This is a genomic window from Alistipes indistinctus YIT 12060, assembly GCF_025144995.1.
GTDB classification, from domain to species: Bacteria; Bacteroidota; Bacteroidia; order Bacteroidales; family Rikenellaceae; genus Alistipes_A; species Alistipes_A indistinctus.
The window spans coordinates 179037-203437 of sequence record NZ_CP102250.1 but is presented as its reverse complement, the minus strand read 5'-3'; the positions used below and the strand labels follow the sequence as shown (position 1 = coordinate 203437).

General features: G+C 50.1%; 25 protein-coding genes. 15 read left to right on the top strand and 10 right to left on the bottom strand.

Annotation, left to right across the window (positions count from 1 at the left end; genetic code table 11):
• Positions 1 to 128: 128 nt before the first annotated feature.
• Positions 129 to 566, top strand: coding sequence for a large-conductance mechanosensitive channel protein MscL (gene mscL, locus NQ495_RS01005; protein ID WP_009134851.1), 438 nt, complete (start codon positions 129 to 131; stop codon positions 564 to 566).
• A gap of 117 nt (positions 567 to 683) precedes the next feature.
• Here the strand turns inward: mscL and NQ495_RS01000 are convergent, their stop codons facing one another.
• The 3 genes from NQ495_RS01000 to mazG form a co-directional block, all read right to left on the bottom strand.
• The gene (locus NQ495_RS01000) at positions 684 to 3605 is read right to left on the bottom strand and encodes an outer membrane beta-barrel protein (RefSeq protein WP_009134852.1); all 2922 of its coding nucleotides are present in this window, start codon (positions 3603 to 3605) and stop codon (positions 684 to 686) included.
• 130 nt (positions 3606 to 3735) lie between these two features.
• Positions 3736 to 4251 (bottom strand): gamma carbonic anhydrase family protein, encoded by a 516-nt coding sequence (locus NQ495_RS00995; protein WP_009134853.1) that lies wholly within the window; start codon positions 4249 to 4251, stop codon positions 3736 to 3738.
• A 2-nt stretch (positions 4252 to 4253) separates the two neighbouring features.
• Complete coding sequence (mazG, locus tag NQ495_RS00990) at positions 4254 to 5057, bottom strand: nucleoside triphosphate pyrophosphohydrolase (protein ID WP_009134854.1); 804 nt, start codon at positions 5055 to 5057, stop codon at positions 4254 to 4256.
• An 89-nt stretch (positions 5058 to 5146) separates the two neighbouring features.
• Between mazG and glmS the strand changes: the two genes are divergently transcribed.
• From glmS to NQ495_RS00970, 4 genes are read left to right on the top strand one after another with little or no spacing between them, the layout of a single operon-like run.
• Positions 5147 to 6991, top strand: a complete 1845-nt coding sequence (glmS, locus tag NQ495_RS00985; protein WP_009134855.1) for a glutamine--fructose-6-phosphate transaminase (isomerizing) — start codon at positions 5147 to 5149, stop codon at positions 6989 to 6991.
• Between the two features lie 4 nt (positions 6992 to 6995).
• Entirely contained in the window at positions 6996 to 8294 is a 1299-nt protein-coding gene (locus NQ495_RS00980; protein ID WP_009134856.1) for an exo-beta-N-acetylmuramidase NamZ family protein, read from the top strand.
• A 4-nt stretch (positions 8295 to 8298) separates the two neighbouring features.
• The gene (locus NQ495_RS00975; RefSeq protein ID WP_182654727.1) at positions 8299 to 10827 is read left to right on the top strand and encodes a glycoside hydrolase family 20 protein; all 2529 of its coding nucleotides are present in this window, start codon (positions 8299 to 8301) and stop codon (positions 10825 to 10827) included.
• Positions 10824 to 12119, top strand: coding sequence for a serine hydrolase domain-containing protein (locus NQ495_RS00970; protein WP_259801644.1), 1296 nt, complete (start codon positions 10824 to 10826; stop codon positions 12117 to 12119). The genes NQ495_RS00975 and NQ495_RS00970 overlap by 4 nt, the downstream gene beginning before the upstream one ends.
• A 187-nt stretch (positions 12120 to 12306) precedes the next feature.
• On the opposite strand, the gene rho is transcribed toward NQ495_RS00970, so the two are convergent.
• Positions 12307 to 14106 carry a transcription termination factor Rho gene (gene rho, locus NQ495_RS00965; protein ID WP_009134860.1) on the bottom strand — a complete coding sequence of 600 codons (1800 nt, stop codon included), beginning with the start codon at positions 14104 to 14106 and terminating at the stop codon, positions 12307 to 12309.
• A gap of 124 nt (positions 14107 to 14230) precedes the next feature.
• Complete coding sequence (kdsB, locus tag NQ495_RS00960) at positions 14231 to 14992, bottom strand: 3-deoxy-manno-octulosonate cytidylyltransferase (RefSeq protein ID WP_009134861.1); 762 nt, start codon at positions 14990 to 14992, stop codon at positions 14231 to 14233.
• A gap of 60 nt (positions 14993 to 15052) precedes the next feature.
• On the opposite strand from kdsB, the gene NQ495_RS00955 reads away from it, so the two are divergent.
• From NQ495_RS00955 to NQ495_RS00940, 4 genes are all read left to right on the top strand, one after another.
• On the top strand, positions 15053 to 16063 hold the full coding sequence (locus tag NQ495_RS00955; RefSeq protein WP_009134862.1) for an acyl-CoA reductase: 1011 nt from the start codon (positions 15053 to 15055) through the stop codon (positions 16061 to 16063).
• 10 nt (positions 16064 to 16073) lie between these two features.
• Positions 16074 to 16589 (top strand): IS1096 element passenger TnpR family protein, encoded by a 516-nt coding sequence (locus NQ495_RS00950; protein WP_009134863.1) that lies wholly within the window; start codon positions 16074 to 16076, stop codon positions 16587 to 16589.
• A complete protein-coding gene (miaA, locus tag NQ495_RS00945; RefSeq protein ID WP_009134864.1) occupies positions 16573 to 17496 on the top strand; it encodes a tRNA (adenosine(37)-N6)-dimethylallyltransferase MiaA in 924 nt (307 codons plus the stop codon). Before NQ495_RS00950 ends, miaA begins: the two co-directional genes overlap by 17 nt.
• Before the next feature lie 318 nt (positions 17497 to 17814).
• A complete protein-coding gene (locus tag NQ495_RS00940; RefSeq protein ID WP_050808016.1) occupies positions 17815 to 19077 on the top strand; it encodes a tyrosine-type recombinase/integrase in 1263 nt (420 codons plus the stop codon).
• A 238-nt stretch (positions 19078 to 19315) separates the two neighbouring features.
• Here the strand turns inward: NQ495_RS00940 and NQ495_RS00935 are convergent, their stop codons facing one another.
• Positions 19316 to 19699, bottom strand: a complete 384-nt coding sequence (locus NQ495_RS00935) for a hypothetical protein (RefSeq protein ID WP_009134866.1) — start codon at positions 19697 to 19699, stop codon at positions 19316 to 19318.
• Between the two features lie 130 nt (positions 19700 to 19829).
• On the opposite strand from NQ495_RS00935, the gene NQ495_RS00930 reads away from it, so the two are divergent.
• Complete coding sequence (locus tag NQ495_RS00930; protein WP_009134867.1) at positions 19830 to 20075, top strand: DUF5053 domain-containing protein; 246 nt, start codon at positions 19830 to 19832, stop codon at positions 20073 to 20075.
• Positions 20076 to 20490: 415 nt separating this feature from the next.
• On the opposite strand, the gene NQ495_RS00925 is transcribed toward NQ495_RS00930, so the two are convergent.
• The 4 genes from NQ495_RS00925 to NQ495_RS00910 all read right to left on the bottom strand — a co-directional run bounded on the left by NQ495_RS00925 (position 20491) and on the right by NQ495_RS00910 (position 22874).
• Positions 20491 to 21036 carry a porin family protein gene (locus tag NQ495_RS00925; RefSeq protein ID WP_083818352.1) on the bottom strand — a complete coding sequence of 182 codons (546 nt, stop codon included), beginning with the start codon at positions 21034 to 21036 and terminating at the stop codon, positions 20491 to 20493.
• Positions 21037 to 21042: 6 nt separating this feature from the next.
• A complete protein-coding gene (locus NQ495_RS00920) occupies positions 21043 to 21510 on the bottom strand; it encodes a hypothetical protein (RefSeq protein ID WP_009134869.1) in 468 nt (155 codons plus the stop codon).
• A gap of 129 nt (positions 21511 to 21639) precedes the next feature.
• Positions 21640 to 22068 (bottom strand): helix-turn-helix domain-containing protein, encoded by a 429-nt coding sequence (locus NQ495_RS00915; RefSeq protein ID WP_050808017.1) that lies wholly within the window; start codon positions 22066 to 22068, stop codon positions 21640 to 21642.
• Between the two features lie 410 nt (positions 22069 to 22478).
• Entirely contained in the window at positions 22479 to 22874 is a 396-nt protein-coding gene (locus NQ495_RS00910; protein WP_009134872.1) for a hypothetical protein, read from the bottom strand.
• Positions 22875 to 22940: 66 nt separating this feature from the next.
• Here NQ495_RS00910 and NQ495_RS00905 point away from each other — a divergent pair, with 66 nt between their 5' ends.
• Genes NQ495_RS00905 through NQ495_RS00885 form a run of 5 tightly spaced genes read left to right on the top strand, consistent with a single transcriptional unit; the run spans position 22941 to position 24392 of the window.
• Positions 22941 to 23156 carry a hypothetical protein gene (locus NQ495_RS00905; protein ID WP_009134873.1) on the top strand — a complete coding sequence of 72 codons (216 nt, stop codon included), beginning with the start codon at positions 22941 to 22943 and terminating at the stop codon, positions 23154 to 23156.
• A complete protein-coding gene (locus tag NQ495_RS00900) occupies positions 23128 to 23541 on the top strand; it encodes a helix-turn-helix transcriptional regulator (RefSeq protein WP_009134874.1) in 414 nt (137 codons plus the stop codon). The genes NQ495_RS00905 and NQ495_RS00900 overlap by 29 nt, the downstream gene beginning before the upstream one ends.
• 10 nt (positions 23542 to 23551) lie before the next feature.
• Positions 23552 to 23851, top strand: coding sequence for a hypothetical protein (locus NQ495_RS00895; RefSeq protein WP_009134875.1), 300 nt, complete (start codon positions 23552 to 23554; stop codon positions 23849 to 23851).
• Positions 23852 to 23861: 10 nt separating this feature from the next.
• The gene (locus tag NQ495_RS00890) at positions 23862 to 24233 is read left to right on the top strand and encodes a hypothetical protein (protein ID WP_009134876.1); all 372 of its coding nucleotides are present in this window, start codon (positions 23862 to 23864) and stop codon (positions 24231 to 24233) included.
• 12 nt (positions 24234 to 24245) lie between these two features.
• Positions 24246 to 24392 carry a hypothetical protein gene (locus tag NQ495_RS00885; RefSeq protein WP_009134877.1) on the top strand — a complete coding sequence of 49 codons (147 nt, stop codon included), beginning with the start codon at positions 24246 to 24248 and terminating at the stop codon, positions 24390 to 24392.
• Positions 24393 to 24401 lie beyond the last annotated feature (9 nt).

Genomic DNA, 24401 nt, shown 5'->3' with positions numbered 1-24401 from the left:
ACGCATAAAATGGTACGCAAAGTACAAAAAATACCGGGAAATGCCGCAAAATGAAAGGGGAAATGTCGCCACCGGTTTCATTTTAAGTTTATTTCACTAAATTTGGTACCATATCAAAACCTTGTATTATGAAAAGCAAACTCATAGACGAATTCAAGCAGTTCGCCATGCGGGGCAATGTGATCGATCTGGCCGTCGGTGTCGTAATCGGTGCGGCCTTCGGCAAAATCGTCTCTTCGCTGGTAGCCGATGTCATCATGCCTCCGATCGGCGTGTTGGTCGGCGGAGTCAATTTCACCGATCTGGGCATCACACTCAAGCAGGCCCAGACAGCCGCATCGGGCGAAGTCATCCCGGCCGTGACGATTAACTACGGGAATTTTCTTCAGGCGACTTTCGACTTCATCATCATCGCTTTTGCAATCTTCCTGTTCATCAAACTGATCAACAGACTCAACCGGAAAAAAGAGACCGAAACGCCCGCGACTCCGCCGGCTCCACCCGCCGACGTACAACTGTTGACCGAAATCCGCGACTTGCTGAAAAAACAGGAGACCCGGCAATAAAAGAACACTCCTTCAATTAATCACGCAAGGATAAAACGACCACACAAGGACACAAAAAAAGGGAGAACAATTCTCCCTTTTTTTGTGTTATGGGCCTGCGGAAACAAGTAATTAACACTACATCGGTCCCCGGTGTCCGCCCGGCGGCGGCCCCATTGGGGGGCGTCCCATCGGTGGCCGTCCGTCGTGAAGCGAATCCGGAGTTTCCCCCCGACGAGTGGACGAAGCGTCTACATTCTTGCCTCCGAAACGCCTCAGGTTATAGATCAGGTTAATACTGAAATAGCGGCCCAGGACATTGGTTTTCACGTTCTCGATATAGATATCCGTGACATTGCGCGAGAAACTTTTGTTCTGGTTCAGCAGGTCGTAAGCCGATACGTTGATCTCACCGCGCTGGTGTTTGAATATTTTTTTCCCGATCGAAGCATTCAGCAAGAAATAATCTTCAACGAACGAATCCGTAATACCGCTGTATTTCAGATAAGAGCCATTGGCCTGCAAAGTAATTCCGGCCCAGGTAATCCACTTGAAATTTCCGGATACCTGCTGGTTCACATAACGGTTATTACTCTCTTTGCGGACCTTATTCGACGCTACGTTATAACCGACATCATAGCCCAGCGTAAAATCGAGTTTCTCGCTGATATTGCTACCCAGTACGGCTCCGGCAGTATAGGTCGTCGTATTGGTCGTGCTTTTGACCTCGTTGAAAATGTTCGGGGTCGCCGCATAATTAATGCCCAGATTGACATTCAGGTTGCTTTTAAGAAACGAAACGGGCAGTCCGTAACTCATCATCCCGTTCACATTCCAGTAACCGTTCATATTGACGGGACGCGAATACTGAGCACCCTGGTTCAGCACGATCACCGTATTGCCCGCGGGATCTTTGACCTCGTAGCCGTTTTTGCCCGCGATCACCGTAGCATTGGAGATGTAATTCGACTGCATGGAACCACCCAGCATCGCCATGAACGTACGGCCTTTCGTAACATTCGTATTGACATACCGCACAAACATTCGGTTGGCATACACCGGACGGAGATTGGGGTTGCCCTGGGAAACGAACAGCGGATTCGACACATCGAGTACATCCTGCAGCTGAGTGACGGACGGATTGTTCGTCGACGAGCGGAGCATCGCACGAAGCGTATTGGTCGGATTGAATTTCACATCCAACAAGGCCATGTAAACCAAATTATTGAAATCGGCAGAAGTTTTGGTTACCTTCGGAAATTGCTGATCTCCAGCCAATGTCGAATATTGGTAGGAAAGGTTTCCGATGACCATCACCTTTTTATTGTTGTACCGGAAACCCGGACCGACCTGTTGGGTCAGGTAGCCGCTGTTGTAAGTATTCGACAAACTGTCGATCATTATGTACTCGGGGCGCTGGTACGAACGCTTATCCCGGTCGGAGTAGCTGTAATTCGCATTGTAACTGAACAGTAACTGGGATTTTTCGCTCAGAGGTTCGGAATACATGACATGGCCGCTGAGCCGGTATGAACGGGAATTATTGGCTATATACTGATCCAGCAACGATTCGGAATCGGGGTTAAAATAGCGCGTCAGCGAGTATTGATCCTGCTTGCCGTCGTTTTTCGACACCCCGCCGCCAAACATCACCGTCAGCGTCCGCCCGAGTTTTTCCCCGAACTTATGCCGGTAGATCAGGTTCCCCGAAATGTTATACCCCTCCGTATGCGACGATGTGGTACTGCGGAACAGGTTGACCAATGCGTTTTCCATCGCGTTCGCACTCAGCATCGTGGTCAATGTATCGCTGCTCGACGCATCGTTCGTCTGCAAACTGACGCTCGGACGGAACATCAGCGAATTGTTCTCGTTGATCTTGTAATCGAGCCGCGCATTGAAACGATGGTTGTAGTTACGCGTATCGCGAATCCCCAACGCATCGTAATACTGGGTGGAGTCGTCGCCCAGATAATAGTTGCGGTTCGTAACGGTATTCACATGGGTTTTGGTCGAATTGAAGAAATAGCTGCCGTCAAACTTCACTTTTTCGCTCCACTCTTCGGAATAGTTGACTCCCAACGAATACACGGTCGAAACGCCGCTCTGGTTGCCCACCATGAAATTCGACATCTCCCGACCGCTCCGGTGACGCGCGCCGCCTCCGCCGCTATTCGAAGTGCCGACTACGCCGAGAATGTCGTCAATGGCGAAATTTTGCTGATTCACGTTATTGGCCATGCCGATAATCGAAAACCGGCGCTTGTCGTTGAACAGGTTCAGGCTCGCCCCGGCATTGTACTTGTCGTTGAACCCATAACCCGCATAGAACTTGCCGAAAGTCCCGCGGTTCATATTTTTCCGCGTAACCAGGTTGATCGCTTTGTAACCTTCCCCGTCATCCACTCCGCTGAATTCTGCCTGGTCGCTGAGTTTGTTGAACACCTCGACTTTATCGATCGCCTCGGCAGGCAGGTTCTTGATCGCAGTGGTCACGTCGCTGCCGAAGAACTCCTTACCGTCCACCAGGATTTTCTGCACCGTTTCGCCGTGCGCGGTTACCGTACCGTTCTGCACACTGATGCCCGGCATCTTTTTGAGCAGGTCTTCGGTCGCAGCGTCTTGCGTTACCTTAAAGGCTCCGGAATTGTAAACGACGGTATCGCCTTTGGACGACGTGCGCATCGCCCGTGCTGAAACAAGAACTTCATCGAGATCCTGCGCCTTCTGCGCCATCTGCAGTACACCGAGCGCAACGGCTGCCCGGTTCACCTTGACCGAGCCGGCAAGGGTATCGTACCCCAGAAAGGTGACGTTATAGGCATATTCGCGATAGGGTAGTCCGGTCACGGAAAACCGCCCCTGGGCATTGGCCGTCACGTACCGGCGTGCCGCAGAATCGGATACCGGAAAAATTTCGACCATCGCTCCGGCCATCGGCTCCTTGGTCTGCGCATCCTGCAATGTGCCTGTCACCGAGCCTGCCTGCTGCGCAAAAGCCGAAACCGACAAAAACAATAAAAATATGGGAAAGGCGGATTTGATCAATTTCATCTTCATAGACCGTTCATTTGCTACGGTTGCCAAAATAGACGTAATTTCCCAAAAGGGCGTTATCATACCGATCAAAAGCGGATATTTCACGATAAATGCATGAAATATCCGCCTCAATTGCCCTGGAGCATTATGTCTATTCTTTATACCACGAAGCGTACATCATATAATCGCGCGCCGTGCGTTCGATGATATCGCGCACCTGCTCGGGAGTCACGCCCTTCACGCGGCGCGCCGGCACACCGGCATAAACGCTGCCGGGTTCGATCACCGTACCGGTCAATACCAGCGAATTGGCCGCCACGATCGACCCTGTACCGACCACGGCATGGTCGAGTACCGTCGCTCCCATACCAATCAGGCATTTGTCCTCGATCTTCGCCCCATGTACATTCGCATTGTGGCCGATCGACACATCGTTGCCGATTTCGGTCACAGAACGCTGGTAAAGCGTATGGATCACCGCCCCGTCCTGAATGTTAACCCGGTCGCCGATAGTAATTTTATTGACGTCGCCCCGTACCACGGCGCTGAACCAGATGCTGCAATCGCGCCCGATCGTCGCATCGCCGATCACCGTGGCGTTATCCGCCAGAAAGGTATTCTCTCCAATTACCGGGGTGAATCCCCGGACCGATTTAATGATTGCCATAACTATTCCGTTTTCTCTTTTGCCTTGTTTTTGGCTTCACACCACCAGTTTTCCATCTCCGCAAGCGAAAGTTCGCGCAGCGACAATCCCTGTTTTTCGGCCTGTTCCTCAATATAAGTAAACCTTGAAATGAATTTTTTATTGCATTTTTCAAGCGCCGTCTCCGCATTCACGCCATAGAGCCGCGCGGCATTGACCAATGCGAAAAGCAGGTCGCCGAACTCCTCTTCCTTATTAACCTCGTCGCCGCTCTGCATAGCTGCCTGCACTTCGGAGATCTCCTCCTGCACCTTGCTCCAGATATCCTCTTTGGTCTCCCAGTCGAAACCTGCCGAAGCCGCTTTCTGGCTGATACGATAGGCCTTTACCAGCGAAGGTAGTGTCCGGGGCACCCCCGAAAGCACGCGTTTCTTCTCGTGTTCTTTTTCCTTCTCCTTCAGCTTGAGGTCTTCCCAGTTTTGTTTTACTTCGTCGGGCGTATCGGCATGCACGGCACCGAAAACATGGGGATGACGGAAAATCAGCTTGTCACACTCCGTATCGGCCACATCCGCGATATCGAACGCCCCCTCTTCAGAAGCTATTTTGGAATAAAATATCACATGCAGCAACAGGTCGCCCAGCTCTTTCTTGACATTCTTCATATCGTGATCGAGCAACGCATCGACCAATTCATAGGTCTCTTCTATGGTGCTGCTACGCAGCGATTCAAAGGTCTGTACCCGGTCCCACGGGCACTTCACCCGCAACTCGTCCATCACGTCAAGCAGGCGCCCGAATGCCTCCAAACGCTTATCTTTGTTCATAACTCATCAGGTTTATTGATCCTGTAAAGGTACGATATTCCTATGAAAAACGTTATTTTTGTCAGGAGTAAAACTAAAAAATTCAGAGCATGTGCGGAATTGTAGGTTACCTCGGTGACCGGCCGGCCTATCCGATGCTGATCCAAGGTCTGCGCCGATTGGAATACCGGGGATATGACAGTGCGGGCGTCGCGCTGGTACACGAAAACGGAACGCTGGATGTATTCAAATCCAAAGGCAAAGTCGCCGACCTAGAGCGCGCCACCCAAGGCCAAGACGTTTCGGGCACCATCGGGATCGCGCACACCCGCTGGGCCACGCATGGCGAACCAAACGACGCAAATGCGCACCCGCACTATTCGCAATCGAAAACCCTCGCTATTATCCACAACGGCATTATCGAGAACTACAACGTACTGCGCGAAATGTTGCGCAACCACGACTACACCTTCCAGAGCGACACCGATACAGAAGTACTGGTACAACTGATCGAGTACATCAAGCAGACTAACCATTGCGATCTCTGCACGGCGGTGCAACTGGCCTTGCACGAAGTGGTCGGCGCCTATGCGATCGCAGTTATAGAGAAAGAGAATCCAGACCTGATCGTGGCAGCGCGCAAAAGCAGCCCGCTGGTGATCGGCATCCGGGGCAACGAGCGTTTTCTCGCTTCGGACGCCACGCCGATTATCGAACATACCAAAGAGGTAGTGTATCTCAATGACGAAGAGGTGGCCGTCATCCGGCGAAACGAACCGCTCCAGGTCGTATCGCTCGATAACGTGGTGAAGCCCCTGCACATCAAGATGCTGGAGATGAATATCAGCCAACTCGAAAAAGGAGGTTTCCCGCACTTCATGCTCAAAGAGATTTACGAACAGCCCCGCACGATCATCGACTGTATCCGCGGCCGGATCAACCCCGAAGGCACCGACGTTATCCTTTCCGGCGTACGCGACCACCAAGACAAGTTTCTCAAAGCCGGACGCATCATCATCGTCGCGTGCGGCACGTCGTGGCACGCAGGCCTGATCGGGGAGCACCTGATCGAAGAGTTATGCCGCATTCCCGTCGAAGTGGAATACGCCTCGGAGTTCCGCTACCGCAATCCGGTCATACGCCCCAACGACATCGTAATTACCCTGTCGCAGTCCGGCGAAACCGCCGACACACTGGCCGCTGTCGAATTGGCCCGCAACAGCGGCGCATTCATATACGGTATCTGCAACGTCATCGGTTCATCGATCGCCCGGGCGACGGATTCAGGCTCTTACATCCACGTAGGTCCCGAAATCGGCGTGGCTTCGACCAAAGCCTTTACGGGCCAGGTAACCGTCCTGATCATGCTCGCGCTGAGTGTCGCCAAACTGAAAAAAAGCATTTCGCCGGAATTATATACCACCATGCTGCACGACCTGCAACAAATACCGCAGTTGATGGAACGGGTTCTGAAACTGGATACCGAAATCTGCGACCTGGCGAAAATTTTCACCTATGCGCATAATTTCATCTACCTGGGCCGCGGTTACAATTACCCGGTCGCGTTGGAAGGCGCACTGAAGCTCAAGGAGATTTCCTACATCCATGCCGAAGGTTATCCGGCCGCCGAGATGAAACACGGACCGATCGCACTGATCGACAGCGAAATGCCCGTAGTAGCGATTGCCACCGCCGACAGCGTGTACGAAAAGACTATCAGCAACATTCAGGAGATCAAAGCGCGCCGGGGCAAGGTAATCGCCATCGTTACCGAAGGCAATGAAGACGTGCGCAAGATGGTGGACTACGTCATCGAAATTCCCCGGGTCGACGAACGGCTGATTCCGTTGGTCGTCTCGCTACCGTTGCAAATGCTGGCCTATCACATCGCCGTGAACAAAAATCGCGACGTGGACCGGCCACGCAACCTCGCCAAATCCGTAACCGTCGAATAACAGAATGTTGCACAATACACCATATAAATACCTGCTGTGCGGGTTGCTGCTCGCGGCCTGCACAGCGGATGCATTCGCCGCGCCCAAACCTTCCCGGGACCACGAAACGGGCGAATATCCCGGCACCCGCCGTTCTTCCGTAACGTTCGGGGAAGAACCGGCAACTAGTTTTAAATCCAATGTCCCCGCCACACCCTGTTCATCGGATGTCATCGTAGGCGCCGGGCAGACGGAGCGTTACCTTCCCCTGCTCGCAGGACGCAATGTGGGGCTCCTGACCAACCACACCGGGCTAGTAGGACATACACATTTAGTCGATACGCTGCTCGCGCGCGGCGTGGCGATCCGCCGGATTTTCGCTCCCGAACACGGTTTCCGCGGCGAAGCGGATGCGGGTGAGAGCGTCGCGAGCTACCGGGACCAAAAGACAGGAATCGAAGTCGTCTCGCTCTACGGTGCCAACAAGCGGCCGAAACCGGAACAATTGAACGGGATCGACGTGATCGTATTCGACATTCAGGACGTAGGTTTACGTTTTTACACCTACCTTTCCTCGATGCACTACATGATGGAGGCATGCGCTGAAAACGGTGTCGACTTCCTGGTCCTCGACCGTCCCAATCCCAACGGTTTCTATGTAGACGGGCCGATTTTAGATCCGAAAAACCGTTCGTTCGTCGGCATGCATCCCATCCCGATCGTACACGGCATGACCCTCGGGGAACTGGCCCGGATGATCAACGGCGAAAAATGGCTCCGAAACGGGGGACAATGTGCATTGAAGGTAATTCCATGTCTGAATTATACGCACCAAACCCGATACACACTGCCTGTGAAACCGTCGCCGAATCTTCCCAACATGCGGGCGATCTACCTCTACGGGTCGCTGTGTTATTTCGAGGGCACGCCTCTCAGCGTAGGCCGGGGTACCGATGCCCCGTTTCAGATTTACGGACATCCGAAACTCCAAAGCAGCTACTCGTTCACACCGCAGAGTAATCCGGGTGCGAAAAATCCGCCGCTACGGGGCGTGTTATGCCACGGCGAAGACCTGCGCCGGGAGCCACCGGACAGCATACTTTGGAAAAACGGAATCAATCTCGCGTACCTGATCGAAAGTTACCGACAAATCGGAGGAGGCGAGAGTTTCTTCCTGCCGATATTCGACAAGCTGACCGGTGTCAATTACATCCGCGAAATGATCGTCGCGGGAGCCGGAGCCGACGAAATCAAAAGCCGCTGGAAAGGGGATGTAGAACGCTTCCTTGTCCAGCGCAAACCTTACCTGTTGTATGAAGAGTAATCCGATGATAAATTCTTTCCGTTTTCTGGCCATCCTGACGTTTGTGATCCTGCATGCTGTCCCCGGACACGGGCAGCAATTGATCCCGCAGCCCTCGGAACTGGCCTATGCGGAAGGGCGTTTTACCATTACGCCGGAAACGGTGATCGTCCCGCACGAGTCGGACGACCTGGCCGGGTATCTGAACGATCACATCGAAAGAGTTTGCGGTTTCCGGCTCCAAACCGTACCGCATACGCCGGAAACCAATTACATCTCGCTGCGCCGGGGAGGGCATTTGGGAAACGAGGCTTACACGCTCTCGATCGAACCGGAACATATCATCATCCGGGGCGGAGACCGCGGCGGAGTATTTTACGGATTGCAAACCCTTTTTCAACTGCTGCCTCCGGAAGTGTACGGCCAATCGGTCGCCTCGGCTCCGCAACCACTGACACTGGATGCCGTATCGGTCAAAGACAGTCCTCGGTACGCTTACCGGGGAGCCATGCTCGACGTATCGCGCACCTTTTTCGACAAGCAGGCCGTCATGCAATACCTCGATTGGATGAGCCGTCACAAGCTCAACAAATTCCACTGGCACCTGACCGACGACAACGGCTGGCGTATCGAGATCAAGAAATATCCCGAACTGACTGCCAAAGGAGCTTGGCGCGGACCGGGAGAGGTGCTACCTCCCTCATACGGCTCGGGACAACGGCGCTACGGAGGCTACTACTCGCAGGACGATATCCGTGAAATCGTCCGTTACGCGGCATTCCGCAACATCGAGGTAATTCCGGAGATCAACCTTCCGGGCCACGCCCTCGCCCTGACAGCCTCCTACCCGGAGACCTTCTGCCGGACGACGGACGATCCGGATCCGAATGGGAACGGAGTAACGGGCAATGTGCTTTGCGCCGCCCGCGAAGAGAATTTCGAAATGATCCGCGACATCATTCACGAAGTGGCCGAACTCTTTCCGTCGCACTACCTGCACCTGGGCAGTGACGAAGTCAGCACACGCTACTGGAAAAAATGCCCGCACTGCCAAGCGTTGATGAAAAAACAGGGTATGAAATCCCCTCAAGAGATATTCAGTTATTTCGTCCTGCGCCTGGAAAAAATCGCTCATGAAGAGGGTAAACGGTGTATGTTCTGGGACGAAGCATCGGCAACGAACGGATTATCCGCCGGCACGGTAATTTCGGGCTGGCACGATTTGAAAGCCTGTACCGAGACGGTAGACAGGGGACTACCCGTCATCGTGATGCCCGCATCTTACTGCTACATAGACATGAAGCAAAATGCATTCGACCGCGGACACACATGGGCATGGCTTGTCGACACGCGGCGGGTCTATGCATTGGATCCTGCATCCGTCACCGCTTCCGCCGAAAAAAGCAAACTCGTCCGGGGAGTAGAGGGCGCACTGTGGGCGGAGTTGCTCGACCATCCGGACCGTATTGCCGAATACCAGGCCTATCCTCGCCTGTGTGCATTGGCCGAGGTGGGATGGAGCCGACCGGAGGTACGGGATTGGAACGATTTTTATGTCCGCCTGACCGGCACTCATTTGGCCCGGCTTGACGCCATGGGCATCGGCTTCCATTTGTTCGCACCGGAAATCAAATACGATCACGGTGTTATCTCTGCCGCCTCGTTGCCGCACGCCACGATCCGTTATACCGCCGACGACACCGATCCGACCGCCGGTTCTCCACGCTACACGGCTCCGATCCGGGACACGCTGCCCGAACGCTACCGGTTCCGGGCATTCTACGGCAACGCACACAGCCCGGTTGTACCGCCTGCCGCCACTTTCGATACAGTGCTGCATGCCAGCAGCCGGCGTACGCTGACCTTCCCGCTGAGTCGCTATACAGACCGAAACGGCATTTGGTACCTGACCGTTACGCCCGGCGACCCGGAAACCGTCATCAACCGGCTCGATGTAACGGGACCGGACACCACGTATGCCATCATCCGTAACGGACAAAAGGCCAACCCGTTCTCTCCGTTGCGCCTGTATATAGACAACCGCAACAAGTCGGCAGACCTTATCCTGACGATATCGAATAACAGCTCTGCGGCCAATCCGGTTTCGTTCAGTTTCCGGCCGTCGCCCTGTATCGAACCGAAAACCACCATTACTTCGTCGCTGCCGTTCTCCTCACGATTTCCCTCGCAGCGACTCACCGATTACAACCTGACCAGTTACAGCCGCAGTTCAAGGGCGTGCAAAAAAGGCGATTACATACAATACACCTTCGCCGAGCCGGTCTCGTGCCGGGCTATCGTCATCCAGACCGGTATTCCCAACGTCACGCGTTACATCGTCACGCAGGGCACGGTAGCATATTCGACCGACGGAACGCATTTCACCGACTGTGGCCCGCTCGACGACAGCGGCAGTGCAACGTTTTGCCCCGAACAACCTGTTAAAGCCGTCCGGATCAACATTCTGGGCGACAACGGAGAAGCGATCGTCGCCCTGCAGGATTTGCACATTCTGCCTAAATTGGAACCGCTACCACAAAATACGTCCCGATGAAATCCGGATTGATCGCCATATTTCTCTTGCTGGGTACGGTGTTGTCAACACGAAGCGGCGAATTGCCCCGTAGAGAGGAGGAGCGGATGGATTCAATGATCCGACGGGAGCTCTCTGCCCGCGCATTTCCCGGTGCAGCGTTTCTGTGCGGTACCGCAGACCAGACTCTTTACACCCATAATTACGGCGACCTCGATTATACTCACACGGTTCCGGTAACGGACAGTACGCTTTACGACGTAGCCTCGTGTACGAAAGTACTCTCGACCACTTTCGTTCTGATGCGCCTTTACGACCAAAAAAAAATAAGCCTGGAGCGAACCGTAGGGGAGTTCCTGCCCCGATTTGCAGGGACACCTCTCACAACGCTCACCATACAGGAACTGCTGACGCACACATCGGGATTAAAACCGACCGTCGTTTATCCCGATCTGATCAAACCGGCCCACGGCGGGAAACTGTTCAACGGCCACCGTAACGAACAATATCCTTATCTGGTAGATCAAAATCTTTACATGGTGCGTAATGTCGTTCAGGATTCCGTCTATCTCTCCGGAGTTCCCCGGCCCGGTTACCGGCAGATCGCAGATTCGCTGTGGGTCAATCCGTCCGTCGATACGATCATGGCCCGCAAGATTATCCGCAGCTACGACCCCGGCCGGCGTGGACGCTACCTCTACAACGACACGAACATGTACCTGCTCCGGCTAATCGCCGAACGAATTACCGGTCGCACACTCGAAGAATCGACCGCCGAACTGTTTGCAGAACTGGGGTGTACCGACACAGGATACCGGCCGCTCGAATGGACCTCGCGAGAGCGTATTGCACCGACCGAAAACGATAAACTACTGAGGCGGGGACCAATCCAAGGCTTCGTGCACGACGAGCTCGCCGCAGTTTCCGGCGGGGCAGGGGGGAATGCCGGCCTGTTCTCGACGGCATCCGATATCGCCCGCTTCTGCCAAATGATTCTCAATAACGGTTCCTATAACGGACGGCAGATCATCACTCCGGCCACGATCGATACCTTTACGTCATCCCCGCTGTCGGCCAAAGGTATCTATCGAGGATTGGGCTTCGACAAGCGTGGAACGGCAAGCGCATTCGGCGGTCCGGATTGTTGCGGCCACACCGGATTTACCGGAACGATCTTTGGGATCGACCGCAGCAAGAAACTGTTCATGGTTTTCCTTTCAAACAGTATTCATCCGACACGCACGAACAAACGCCTCTCGGCATCGCAGTTGCGCCTGAACCTTTGGAAAACCCTGCAAGCAGCCTATCCATAAACCAGATCCGGCCCGGATAGACAACCCCAAAAATACATACATACCCAAAAAGAGCGGGATGCCGTTGCAACGGCATCCCGCTCTTTACATGGGGGCAAAACTTTCGACGGAATCTATCCGTACATCGCCCACAATCTATCGTTATCGCCCGGCATCATCGCAACGAACAGGTCGATAAACCTGACGATTATTGGTTCATCGTAACCAACAGTTCCTCGTTCGAACGGGTCGATTCCATATGCTTTTTGATTACTTCCATCGCTTCGGTCGGATTCATATCCGACAGGTAGCGGCGCAATACCCAGATCTTTTGCATCACCTCCTTGCTCAGCAACAGGTCCTCGCGGCGCGTACCCGATGCCACGATATTGACAGCAGGGTAAACGCGCCGGTTTGCCAACTGGCGGTCAAGCTGCAATTCCATGTTACCGGTACCTTTAAATTCTTCGAAAATCACCTCGTCCATCTTCGATCCGGTGTCGATCAGCGCCGTAGCGATAATCGTCAGCGAGCCGCGTTCCTCGGTATTGCGGGCAGCGCCGAAAAAGCGCTTGGGCTTGTGCAGCGCATTCGCATCCACACCGCCGGAAAGTACCTTGCCCGAAGCGGGCTGAACGGTATTGTAAGCCCGGGCCAGGCGGGTGATCGAATCGAGCAGAATCACTACGTCATGGCCGCATTCGACCATACGTTTCGCCTTTTCGAGTACCATTTCGGCCACCTTCACATGACGCGTCGCCTGCTCGTCGAATGTCGAGGCGACCACCTCCGCCTTCACGTGGCGCGCCATTTCGGTCACCTCCTCGGGGCGTTCGTCGATCAGCAGTACGATCAGATACGCTTCGGGGTGGTTATCGGCAATCGCATTGGCGATCGACTGCAACAGCATCGTCTTACCTGTTTTGGGTTGTGCCACGATCAGGCCGCGCTGTCCCTTGCCTATCGGTGCGAAAAGGTCGATTACACGCGATGAAAGGTTATTATGCCCATTGCCGGTCAGATTGAATTTCTCCGAAGGAAACAACGGGGTCATGAACTCGAACTGCACACGGTCACGCACTTCATCAGGACTCAGTCCGTTGATCCGGTTCACCTTGACAAGCGGAAAATACTTTTCACCCTCTTTCGGGGGACGGATCATTCCCTGTACGGTATCGCCGACTTTCAGTCCGAACAGTTTGATCTGCGATGGGGAAACATAAATATCATCCGGTGAATTCAGGTAGTTATAATCGGTAGAACGCAGGAATCCATATCCGTCAGGCATGACTTCCAACACGCCTTCGCCTTCGACATCGCCCAGGAAATCGTCTTTGGCATCGCGCCGGATATGCGGCTGTTTAACCTCTTTGACAGCAGACTCTTCTTTCACGGCAACAGGAGCCTCCTGTTGGAGCCGGAATTCGGCCGACGGCGTCTCTGCGATGGGCAATTCGGGTATATCCGTAAAATCAGTCCCTCCCTCCTGTATCAATATGGCTTCGGGATCAGTCTCCCCGGCAACGTTTTTCATCGCCTTGTTAACGGTAATCCTGTCCCGCCGGTGACGTTTCATGCCCTCCTGCGAGTCCCCTCGCATTTCACGCGTACTCGGACGGGCGACTTCAGTTTCAACCGTCGTTGCTGAAATTTCCGGATCTCGCTGTTCCGCACCGTCCCGGTTATCCTTAGGACGCCGTCCGCGCTGTTTGCGGTAGGGTTCACCCTGCACAACGCGGCCTATCCTCACCGCAGTTTGCTCTTCAGCGGGAGGAGCAGTCTGTTTTTTGGGTCTTCCGACCGGCCGGACTGTTTTCACACCTGTCGATTCGAACGACAATTCGGCATCGGATGAGGGTTGAGAAACGGCCGGTTGCTGGCGGGCGGATAGTTCGAGTATCTTGTCTGCCAATTCTTGCTTGCGCATCTGCGCCTTGATCCCGAACTGACGTCCGATCTCGCGCAATTCGGCAAGCGTCTTACCCTGAAGGGCATCTTTATCGTACATGGTGGTAGGAATTTACAAAATAAGGAGGTCACACGGTGCAATTCGGACGAACCGCAGAAGAACGATATGACTTGACAAAGATACCGTTTTTTCCCGATTTCCCAAATCCCGGGCCCTGAAAAGATTACAAGCCGCCATTCCGGACCATAAACGCCCGCGCCGCTTCGAGGTCTTGCGGCGTATCGATCGCAAGGCTTTCCGAAAGCGTCTCTGCCACTTTAACCTTGAATCCGTTCTCGAGCCAACGCAGTTGTTCAAGCGATTCACACTGTTCCAAAACACCGCGGGGAAGGTCGGTGATCCGATGCAGCACACCGGTGCGATAGGCATACATCCCGATATGCTTCAGGTATTTGAATCCTTCCTGCCATTGCTGTGGCTCGACACCGCGCCGGTAAGGGATAACCGAACGGCTGAAATAGAGTGCATAACCCTGTGCCGAGACCACCACTTTAGGAGAGTTGGGATTAAAAACATCCTCTTGCGGACCAAAAGGCTTAACCAAAGTGGCAATATCGGTACCGCTGTCCTCAAAGCATTGCTGTATCAGTTCCAATTGCTCACGCGAGACGAACGGTTCATCTCCCTGGATATTCACAACCACATCGAATGCCGTGCCAGTCTCCCGCTCCACTTCCACCAGCGCTTCCCGGCAGCGGTCCGTACCGCTGGGATGTTCGGAAGAGGTCATGACCACCCGGCCCCCGAACGAAAGCACGGCCTGTTCAATGCGCGGATCGTCCGTCGCCACATAGCAAGCATCGAACACGGCATGCGCCTTTTCATACACATGCTGAATCATCGGTTTTCCCATCAGGTCGGCCAGCGGCTTGCCGGGGAAGCGTGTCGACGCGTAACGCGCAGGGATTAGGGCGAGAAATTTCATAATACAGCGATTCTTGAGTAATGCAGTTGGGCAAAGGTAAGTTTTTTGTAGTTTTGTTGTATGAATCCCGCTGCAAAATATCCGATCGGCCCCTTCGTAGAGTTAGGCAGAATCCTGCAACAGGAGCTCGACGAAGGCCGACTCGATCCCGTAATCCGCCGGGCCACTGAAGCGAATTGTTGGTTCACCGCAGAATCGGTCGCTTTCGCCATACGGGCGATATGCAACGATATGCTGCAACCTGAGCTGCTCGAAACATGGCTGCGACCGTACCAAAAGCAGGGAACAAAAACGGTCAGGAGGGTGGGAATCATCATGGCGGGCAACATTCCGCTGGTCGGTTTTTTCGACCTGATGTGCGTACTGCTCAGCGGGCACGGCTGCCTCTACAAACCTTCGTCGAAAGACAGCGTACTGATCGACCACATCGCCGAACTGCTCACCGGAATCGATCCGTCATTACCGTTGCAGCGCATGAACGGTAAACGACCGGATGCCGTAATTGCCACCGGGAGCGACAATACGAACCGTTATTTCCGGACCATATACCACGATATGCCGGCCCTGTTTCGGGGCAGCCGCCACAGCATCGCCGTGCTGACCGGCGACGAAACCCCGGCAGATTTAGCTGAATTGAGACAGGACATTTTCACCTATTTCGGGATGGGGTGCCGCAATGTCAGCCAGTTATTCCTTCCGCGAAACTACGATACGGAGCCGCTCATGCGCGCTTTGCAAAAAGACCCGGTCACTCATCCGCCATACCTGCACAATTATCGTCAGGCTTTTGCGTTGAACACGATGCAGGGCAAGCCTTTTACGGATGGCGGTTTTTTCCTGCTACGAGAAGGCGGAGAACCCGCTCAAACGGTAAGCGAACTGGCCTGCACCCGCTACGACTCGCTTTCCGAAGTCGAAGATTGGCTCCCCGGGCACGACTCCCGAATACAATGCGTCGTATCGGACCGTATCCGCCACCCTCGCCGGGTGCGTTTCGGACAGGCCCAACATCCCGCTCCGACAGATTATCCGGATGGCATCGACGTGATGAAATTTTTACTCGAACTATAAAGCTCCAAATATGCTGCTACAATTCAGAATGCTTAGCGATGAGGATGACAACTTCCTGCGCGACTACCTGCTTCCGCCCGAGATGACGCTGGCCGACCTGCATGTCTTTATCAGCGACGATCTCAAATACGAAAAAGAGAACATGACGTCGTTCTTCACTTCCGACCGGGAATGGAACCGACTCTCGGAATACACCTACCTGGACCTGGGATTAGGCGAGGACGAAGGGGTGGAAGGAACCTCCGTTCCCGGCGCAATGAGCGACATGACACTGGCCGACGTGATCCGGCAAAACCACAACCGGTTAATCTATCAATTCGATGCAGTGGGGGATCGGGCCTTCTATCTGGAACTGGTCGACGCCCGGCGGGATGAAGAAGGCGGCCCGCAATTGCTGTTGGCCAACGGTGAGGCTCCCGATCAGTTCGATCCGTCAGCATCTCCGGTAAACCGCTCCATCTTCGATGAGATCATGAGCGATTTCGATGATTTCGATGGAAATGAAAGCTATGCCGATGACGAATAAGCCGGACAAAACGCTGATCGTCATCCTCGGGGCAACCGCAACGGGCAAGACAGATGTCAGCGTAGCGCTCGCAACAGAGTTCGGTTCAGAAATACTGTCTGCGGATTCGCGCCAGATTTACCGTGAAATACCGATAGGAACTGCAGCTCCGTCACCCGAACAATTACAGGCCGTTCCTCACCATTTCATCGCTTCGCGCAGCATCACCGAAGAGTATTCGTGCGGCCGGTACGAGGCGGATGCACTCGCACTGTTGGAACAACTTTTCCACAAACACGACACGCTGTTCATGGTGGGCGGATCGGGACTCTATATCGATGCGGTTTGCAAAGGGATGGATGAGATGCCCGCAACCGATCCGGCCCTGCGCGAACGACTTATCCGTACTGCCGAAACAGAAGGACTCTTCCCGCTGCTACGGCAATTGAGCGAACTCGATCCCGAATACTATGCTTCGGTGGACCGAAGCAATCCGCAACGGGTGATCCGGGCTCTGGAAGTCTGCCTGCAAAGCGGACGTTCTTATAGCGAAATCCGCAGCGGAACCGCCAAACAACGCCCTTTTCGGATTATTAAGCTAGGCATCCGCTATCCGCGCGAAGTGCTCTACGAACGCATCAACCGGCGAGTAGGCTTGATGGTCGAAGCCGGACTGGAACAGGAAGCCCGCGGGCTCTATCCGCTCCGTCACCTGAATGCCTTGCAAACGGTCGGTTATCAGGAGTGGTTCGGTTTTTTCGACGGACTGCATTCGCGTGACAAGGCAATCGAACTGATCCAACGCAACAGCCGGCGCTATGCAAAACGCCAGGAGACCTGGTTCCGGCGTGACGAGGCGATTCATTGGATCGAAGGGGGGAAGCAGGCTACGGACCATGTAAAAAAACTACTCGACAAGATTTTATAAATCTTCCGTCAGACCTGATTGACCGGACCACAGGGCCCTAGATTATATAACCATGACATGACGAAACAAGTCATGATCGGGACATCTTCCGGGATAAGTTCCAATCTTCCATACGTCCACATACCAAATAAACGAAATGCCTGTCAGTCTATAAAGACTGACAGGCATTTTTCAGTACTCGGAACGGGAGTATTTAAATTGCATATTAACAAAGTGGGTAATCTGCATTATATTTGATTATATGGATGAAAGGGTTAAATTTGCAGAATAAGCAAACTATAAATCTGCAACTTTTCACTCCCCAATTCACTCCCCTTTATGGCCGTTACATTTCTACTAAAAGACAAGAGTAAATCTAAAAGCTCCATATTGATTTACATCTCGTTCCGTGGACAATATTACAAAAAATCTACGGGAGAATCAACGCCTGTCGTTTATTGGAACCAGGAAAAAGCGAGATGCAAAGTTGTTCGAGATTTCAGACAAGGAAACGATGTAAATAGCGTTTTAGACCGCTGGGAGGTGTCTGCCATGAAAACCATTGCACATTTCAAGGAGTGGAAAATGCCGCCCTCAAAAGCGCAATTCTGGGAGTATTTCGATAACATTCATTATACTAATCAAGAGGACAACACTCCTATTTTATTTACCGATTATTTCGAGCGCTTCATCGATAATAATCGAGTTATCAGAAGCCCGAATACCATAAAGGGCTACATTACCTGCCTTAATAAGCTAAAGGAATATCAGAAAGGGAAGGGTAGAAGGCTGGATTTTGGAATGATCGGCATGGACCTGTACAACGATCTTCGCCGGTGGTTTCTGCGTTTAGGGTATTCCGACAACTATTTCGGCATGATAGCCAAAACGATAAAGACTGTATGCCGGGAAGCAGTGAATGATGGCATATCGTGCGAGGGATTCCGGCACAAGGATTTCACGGCTATTCAAAACGATGTATATAATGTCTATCTGTCAGAATCCGAATTGACTAAAATATATAAACTTGATTTAACCGCTGAGACTGTGGGCCGTTTTTTTGATATTCCGTCCAGCGAAAAAGCAGAGCGCAAACAGAAAAGCTTGAATTTAGCCCGCGATATATTTTTGGTGGGTGCCTATACCGGACTTCGGATTTCAGACCTGTCAAGGCTTGAAGCAGCCAATGTTGATGGAGATTTAATCCGCATAACTACACAAAAAACAGGAGTGGATGTGGTCATTCCATTACATCCGATTGTCCGGGAAATTTTGAGCAAAGGATGTAGTTTGAGGATGTCAGATCAACACGCCAATATGCGAGTTAAGGAGTTAGCCAGAATGGCAGGAATAACAGATGAAGTTCTTGTGACCAAAATTATCGGAGGGCGCAAGGAGCAGCATCCGATCCCCAAATGCGATCTCGTAACCACCCATACCGCGCGGAGGTCATTTGCGACCAATGCCTACAAATCCGGCGTTCCGCCTATAGCCATAATGAAGATCACCGGTCATAAAAAAGAATCAACCTTTCTCAAATATATCAAGGTGTCAGCCGAAGAGAATGCGGAGATGTTGCTAAATCATCCTTTTTTCAAGTAAACCCGTTTCATGACCCCATGTACCGCAAAAGATCCGAGATTGTAGCACCTATTGTTCTAAGGTTGTTTTTGACAATAAATTCAGGGATAGGATCAATATGGGATTGCAGAACTACCGGACGCCGTAAATCAGACCTAGACCAAACCTCGTGTCCTCCTTTATTCCTGATGCATTTCAACCCTTTTTCCTCCAGGAATCCCCGAAATATTTTTAAGGAAACGTTGTGTAGGCGTACCATCTATGAAAAGGCCGGAATAGTGAAATCCTGATCTATTTTTGTGAAATTACGGGTATTCAGTATTTTGTGCAATGTTTTGTTTTTATCCAACAGGGATGAAAACTCGGGAGGGTAAAATTTATGTTCTTTTTTAATCCGCCAACCTAAATTTTCCAATTCCTTTACCAGCGTTTTCTTGCGCAGGGTATATGTAAAAAATTCCTCCAAGCATACCTCAAATGACTTGCTGGCTTCGGTGGAAGTGTTTCCGTATCCGTAAACGTTTACAGCTGGGCAGTAGGCAATATTAACCCCTCCGTCTTCAAAGAGAAGAAGAGCTAATTTTACGGTTACTTTTTTATTTCCGATTTGCATGCTGCCAGATATAGTCGAAGGCTTACTCATAGTTAAAACTGGATTAAAACAATACAAATATAATGCAGGATTTCGGTTTTTCGCTGCTATTCTTTATGAAATTCTTTGGATAATACACAAAAGTGTATTACAATTGCAATACTACATAACGGAAAATGACATGGAAATTATTGTAAAACAAAACCGTGAAACGGTGAAGCAGAAAATGTCCGATATTCTGCTGGATGTGTCTTGGGCTAAAATCTCAGAGCGTTATTTTGAGAAGTCCCGGTCATGGCTTTATCATAAAATGGATGGAATGAATAATGGAAAACCGGATGATTTCAATGAGGCAGAGAAGGAGACCTTGCGTAATGCCTTGTTCGATTTATCAAAGAGAATCCACAAATGCGCAGAAAGCATCTGATATTTCCACGAAAACTACATTTTATGTAGTTGATAGTTTTGTATGTAAAAAGGTGTCGATTCCGACACCTTTTCTCTTCCTACCGCTTTTGTGCGGCTTTTCGTTCTTTGAGTAGGTCGAATAATTGACCCACCACCTCTTTTAGCCATCGGTTCATCCGCCTATCTCGGATGACGGCTTCAAGCAATTCCCATCTAAAGACCTTGTCCCTGATGAGGCGCTCCGTAACATCGGAGGCTGTGAAGTTGGTTTGCATAGAAGGATACTTATGCAAGGTAGAATTGAAAAACGGCTCTACCTGTCCCGTTATCCTTCACCTTAAGGCAGGCAGTGGGTGCATTAACACTCCAGCACGGGGGTGTAGAGCCGCTAAATTATCTGTTGCCTTAAAATGAGGATAAGGCAAATATAGTTCTTAAAATCTAAAACCCAATGATGCTTGTATGTTGTTATTTCGATAGTTAGTATTAGGGATAATCGTGGTTATACCTTGACAATACCTTATTTGAACGATAAACTTATTTAAATCAACAAGCAAGCCTGCAACCAGCCCACAATCAAAATCTCTACAATTATTTAAGTTGGTCTTACTTTCATCGGTTTTTTGACAGGCATTCAATAAAACACCCATTTGAGGCCCAAGTTCAAATCCTATCGGAATATCCTTAGATATAATATATTGAAACATGAAAGGTATTCGCATGTAATTCAATCTAATCCTATTAACGTCAGGATAGCCCGCTTCAAAACCCTCTCGTGAATACAATACTTCCGGGGAAAAACGAAAGGATTTATTCAAATCAATATTCACAAAAACACCCGCATGACAACTTATTTTAGTGTCATAGGAATTAACACCTGAAGCATTAAGGCCGATCTTTATGCCGGGCCGCACCTCTGCAATGGCCCTATTTGTACACATTAAAGTGATTAACAATAATATAATTTTAAAATATCTCATTGCCTATTAATCCAAAATTTTAATGGCAAATCCACTTAACGTTACTTTACCAGGATAACTTTCTATTTTTATTGATTTAAAATTAACTATTGCATCTGCTCCAATCGATTTAGCATATTGAACAAATTGGTCAAGCACATATTCAGGAGTTGGTGTAAACCAATTATCACCACGCGGCTTTTTAGATCTTAATGTATTTTTATCTATGTATAAATCATCCTTTACTTCTGATTGAGAAAAACCACGCCTTGTGACAATTTTCTTTTCGGTATATCCAAACGTAAACACCATTTCTATATCAGCCAAAGAAGTATATTCCCTGTTGATGTTATCGGTGGGGGTAATAATAAATCCCTGTTCGGAATACTTTCTAAAATCTATGGAGTAAACATGTTCCGAATACATAGGTATAGATGCGCACGAAGTAAATAATAGCCCACAAACAATTACACTCAATACATAAGTCGTTTTCATAATAAATAGAAGATTTATACAACAAACGGCACCAAAACATGATGCCGTTATATTGGTTATTTCTTGCCTAAATTCTTGGACAAAGACATCATCCGTCCTTTATTGTTGTAAATAGGTCTTTTTGACCTATTACATAGCTCTCTTTTTTTCGACGGTTTCGTCGATCATCTCTTGTTTGACCCCCATTGCAATTTCCATTAATGCAATTAATCTGTCAATTCGTTCACCCTGCTTTGCATATTCCACATCTCTGCGTTCCAATGCATCAAAAGCCCTGTTTAACATACTCTCATTGTTTATAGGTTCAACATTAGGGTTAATAGGTAATTCAGTCCTTTCTTGTATAGTATTCGCCTTTAACATTTCACCTTTACCAGTTAGTAGCCACTCTGCGTTTAAATAAGGAAATTTCTCTGTAATCCTCTGTAGCTTATCAGCTCCAATTCCTTTGGATATATTGTTTACATAGCCATTAGAGAGGCCGACAGCCTTTTCAAACCTCGACTGACTCAAGCCCTCTCGCTTTATAAACTCTATAAGTCTCTGTTTTACAGACATAAAATCACTATCAAGAAAAATATTTATAAAAATCTCTGTAAATAATTTGCTTATTGCAGAGAAATCTCTATATTTGCATTAACAAAACAAATCAAACAACTATTCTACAATACAAAGTAAACAATAAAGGCCAAATAAACAAATAGTAAAAAAGTACCGAAGGCTTATTAACGGCAAATAAACAGTTGATTACACACATCAATATGGAAACATTAGCACAGTCAACCAAATTCATCATATCGATAAACTACTACGAAACAGACAGCGCGTCCAGCATGCACAAGTCTTATGTGGAGTACGAGGTAACCGACGAGAAAGGTGACTTATTCTACCGTGTTAAGCAAACTAGGTCAATGCTCATGGGCAATTTTGATGATCCGGTAAGGCAATTTGAGATGGCAATGTTGGGATTACCGAAAAAAGGCAAGGGAGGAAAGAATATTAGAGCCTATAATCGAAATCGTCTTGGCTTTATCAAGAAATTCTGGCGCAGAAAGATGTTTGCAAAGAAGGTCTATTTCATAGCCTAACTTCTCGATATTGGCTTTTAACAGTTCTTCCTGTGCAACAAATCCGCCACGCCGAAAGAAATCATGCATATCAACCTTAACATCAATGAAAATGCAACTTTTGGTTTTACTCAAAGATAAAAAATTCATGTCTTCAAATTGCTCGAGTATAGAAACATACATGCAAGGATCAATACCAAATGAAAGGCATTCTTTTTCGGGGATCAATCCTTTACGAAGGTCGCGATCCAACAGGTTGCTCAACAAATCATCTTTAAGTTTTGGTGTAATAATCATAGGTAAAGTCATTTAGCAGACACTAATATAAGCAAGATAATCACAAAATAACAAAATACACATAACATGATACCACAAAGAAGGGTCTTGACAAAAAACCAACAAAAGTGGGCCAAAAAGAAAGCCAGGGCAATCGAGCTTTACGAGCAGGCTAAAACTGAAAACAACGGGGTTGCTCCGCGCGGAACATACATGGCGATTGCAGAGATTTTGAAGGTAACGGACGCTTACGTCGGTAAAGTGGTCAGGGAGTATGAACGGAAAGGAAGTGCTGACAGCTAACGAATACCGGATGATCGAAACGATTGCTACGGGACGTTCGGACAAAGAGGCGGCTTACTACTTAAATAAAGCTTACTCGACCTTCAAGAACACCAAAAACAAGATTTTCGATAAGCTCGGTATTCCTCATAACACTTCGGCGCTTGTGGCCTGGTACTACTGCATTAAAAGCGGCGCACAGCTCCCCGAATTTATCCGCACATGGGATGCGAAAGGAATTATGGCTGGAATTATTCTACTGGCTTTTATTCCGAATGAAATGATCTACCAAAGTGAAACCTACAGAGAAGTACGGCGGGGTAGGGAGATCGAAACGATTTGCCGCCGAGGCAGAGGACGAGAGGAAGCGAGAACGATCAGTATAACAAGTGTAATTGTTTCATAGGATAAAGATTATGGACTATTCTGCATCGGGTATAGCGGCTTATGTGGCCGATTTGGAAATAGAAAACCGCCAGCTAAAAAAAGAGCTCAACGATTTACGCGCAAACAGTGTAAACGCAGAAAAATTTTATGGGGCCCTCCTTAGTTTGCACACAGTCGCTTCGCTACAAAGTGTAGACCCACGGACAGTCAAGGCTTATGTTGATTCGGGTGCTATTCCCAAACATCCTGACAGCACAGATAGCCGCACCTATATCCGGGGCTCTGTTGCACTCAAGTTAGACTTCTCTGAGTTAAGAAGAAATCACTAATAAAAAGGTTATGAGAAACGTATTGAATTTTACTGGAATTGCAGCACTTATGGTGTTTATTATTGTGCTTTGCATGGTCGGATTCCCTCGCTACGCCGTATGGCAGCAAGAAATGAGCGGCAAAGCTGAATTTGCCAAAGCCGAACAAAACCGACGCATCAAGATCGAGGAAGCTAAGGCTAATCTTGAAGCCGAGAAACTCAACGCCCAGGCAGAGATTGAACGTGCTAAAGGTGCTGCCGAAGCTATAAAGATCGAAAACGGTAGCATAACGCCTACTTACATTCAGTATCTGTGGGTGCGCCAGCAAAATCTATCTGCGAATAAGGTGATCTACATTCCTACCGAAGCCAGCTTACCTATTCTTGAAGCAAAACAGTAAACCTACAAAGCCATGAACGACGAATTTATCATCACACCCGGCCCTGCTCCGGATTCAGCTTTGAATCCACTGAGGGCAAACCTTTCCCGGATGGCTCTTTCTGACGAAGTCAGCGATGAGGATAAAGAGGCGATCAAAGAGTACCTCGACAAATTGTAATATTCCACC

Excerpts from the sequence above, each read along its gene's own strand:
- mscL (WP_009134851.1), top strand. The coding sequence starts at position 129 with ATGAAAAGCAAACTCATAGACGAATTCAAGCAGTTCGCCATGCGGGGC.
- NQ495_RS01000 (WP_009134852.1), bottom strand. The coding sequence starts at position 3,605 with ATGAAGATGAAATTGATCAAATCCGCCTTTCCCATATTTTTATTGTTT.
- NQ495_RS00995 (WP_009134853.1), bottom strand. The coding sequence starts at position 4,251 with ATGGCAATCATTAAATCGGTCCGGGGATTCACCCCGGTAATTGGAGAG.
- mazG (WP_009134854.1), bottom strand. The coding sequence starts at position 5,057 with ATGAACAAAGATAAGCGTTTGGAGGCATTCGGGCGCCTGCTTGACGTG.
- glmS (WP_009134855.1), top strand. The coding sequence starts at position 5,147 with ATGTGCGGAATTGTAGGTTACCTCGGTGACCGGCCGGCCTATCCGATG.
- NQ495_RS00980 (WP_009134856.1), top strand. The coding sequence starts at position 6,996 with ATGTTGCACAATACACCATATAAATACCTGCTGTGCGGGTTGCTGCTC.
- NQ495_RS00975 (WP_182654727.1), top strand. The coding sequence starts at position 8,299 with ATGATAAATTCTTTCCGTTTTCTGGCCATCCTGACGTTTGTGATCCTG.
- NQ495_RS00970 (WP_259801644.1), top strand. The coding sequence starts at position 10,824 with ATGAAATCCGGATTGATCGCCATATTTCTCTTGCTGGGTACGGTGTTG.
- rho (WP_009134860.1), bottom strand. The coding sequence starts at position 14,106 with ATGTACGATAAAGATGCCCTTCAGGGTAAGACGCTTGCCGAATTGCGC.
- kdsB (WP_009134861.1), bottom strand. The coding sequence starts at position 14,992 with ATGAAATTTCTCGCCCTAATCCCTGCGCGTTACGCGTCGACACGCTTC.
- NQ495_RS00955 (WP_009134862.1), top strand. The coding sequence starts at position 15,053 with ATGAATCCCGCTGCAAAATATCCGATCGGCCCCTTCGTAGAGTTAGGC.
- NQ495_RS00950 (WP_009134863.1), top strand. The coding sequence starts at position 16,074 with ATGCTGCTACAATTCAGAATGCTTAGCGATGAGGATGACAACTTCCTG.
- miaA (WP_009134864.1), top strand. The coding sequence starts at position 16,573 with ATGCCGATGACGAATAAGCCGGACAAAACGCTGATCGTCATCCTCGGG.
- NQ495_RS00940 (WP_050808016.1), top strand. The coding sequence starts at position 17,815 with ATGGCCGTTACATTTCTACTAAAAGACAAGAGTAAATCTAAAAGCTCC.
- NQ495_RS00935 (WP_009134866.1), bottom strand. The coding sequence starts at position 19,699 with ATGAGTAAGCCTTCGACTATATCTGGCAGCATGCAAATCGGAAATAAA.
- NQ495_RS00930 (WP_009134867.1), top strand. The coding sequence starts at position 19,830 with ATGGAAATTATTGTAAAACAAAACCGTGAAACGGTGAAGCAGAAAATG.
- NQ495_RS00925 (WP_083818352.1), bottom strand. The coding sequence starts at position 21,036 with ATGAGATATTTTAAAATTATATTATTGTTAATCACTTTAATGTGTACA.
- NQ495_RS00920 (WP_009134869.1), bottom strand. The coding sequence starts at position 21,510 with ATGAAAACGACTTATGTATTGAGTGTAATTGTTTGTGGGCTATTATTT.
- NQ495_RS00915 (WP_050808017.1), bottom strand. The coding sequence starts at position 22,068 with ATGTCTGTAAAACAGAGACTTATAGAGTTTATAAAGCGAGAGGGCTTG.
- NQ495_RS00910 (WP_009134872.1), bottom strand. The coding sequence starts at position 22,874 with ATGATTATTACACCAAAACTTAAAGATGATTTGTTGAGCAACCTGTTG.
- NQ495_RS00905 (WP_009134873.1), top strand. The coding sequence starts at position 22,941 with ATGATACCACAAAGAAGGGTCTTGACAAAAAACCAACAAAAGTGGGCC.
- NQ495_RS00900 (WP_009134874.1), top strand. The coding sequence starts at position 23,128 with ATGAACGGAAAGGAAGTGCTGACAGCTAACGAATACCGGATGATCGAA.
- NQ495_RS00895 (WP_009134875.1), top strand. The coding sequence starts at position 23,552 with ATGGACTATTCTGCATCGGGTATAGCGGCTTATGTGGCCGATTTGGAA.
- NQ495_RS00890 (WP_009134876.1), top strand. The coding sequence starts at position 23,862 with ATGAGAAACGTATTGAATTTTACTGGAATTGCAGCACTTATGGTGTTT.
- NQ495_RS00885 (WP_009134877.1), top strand. The coding sequence starts at position 24,246 with ATGAACGACGAATTTATCATCACACCCGGCCCTGCTCCGGATTCAGCT.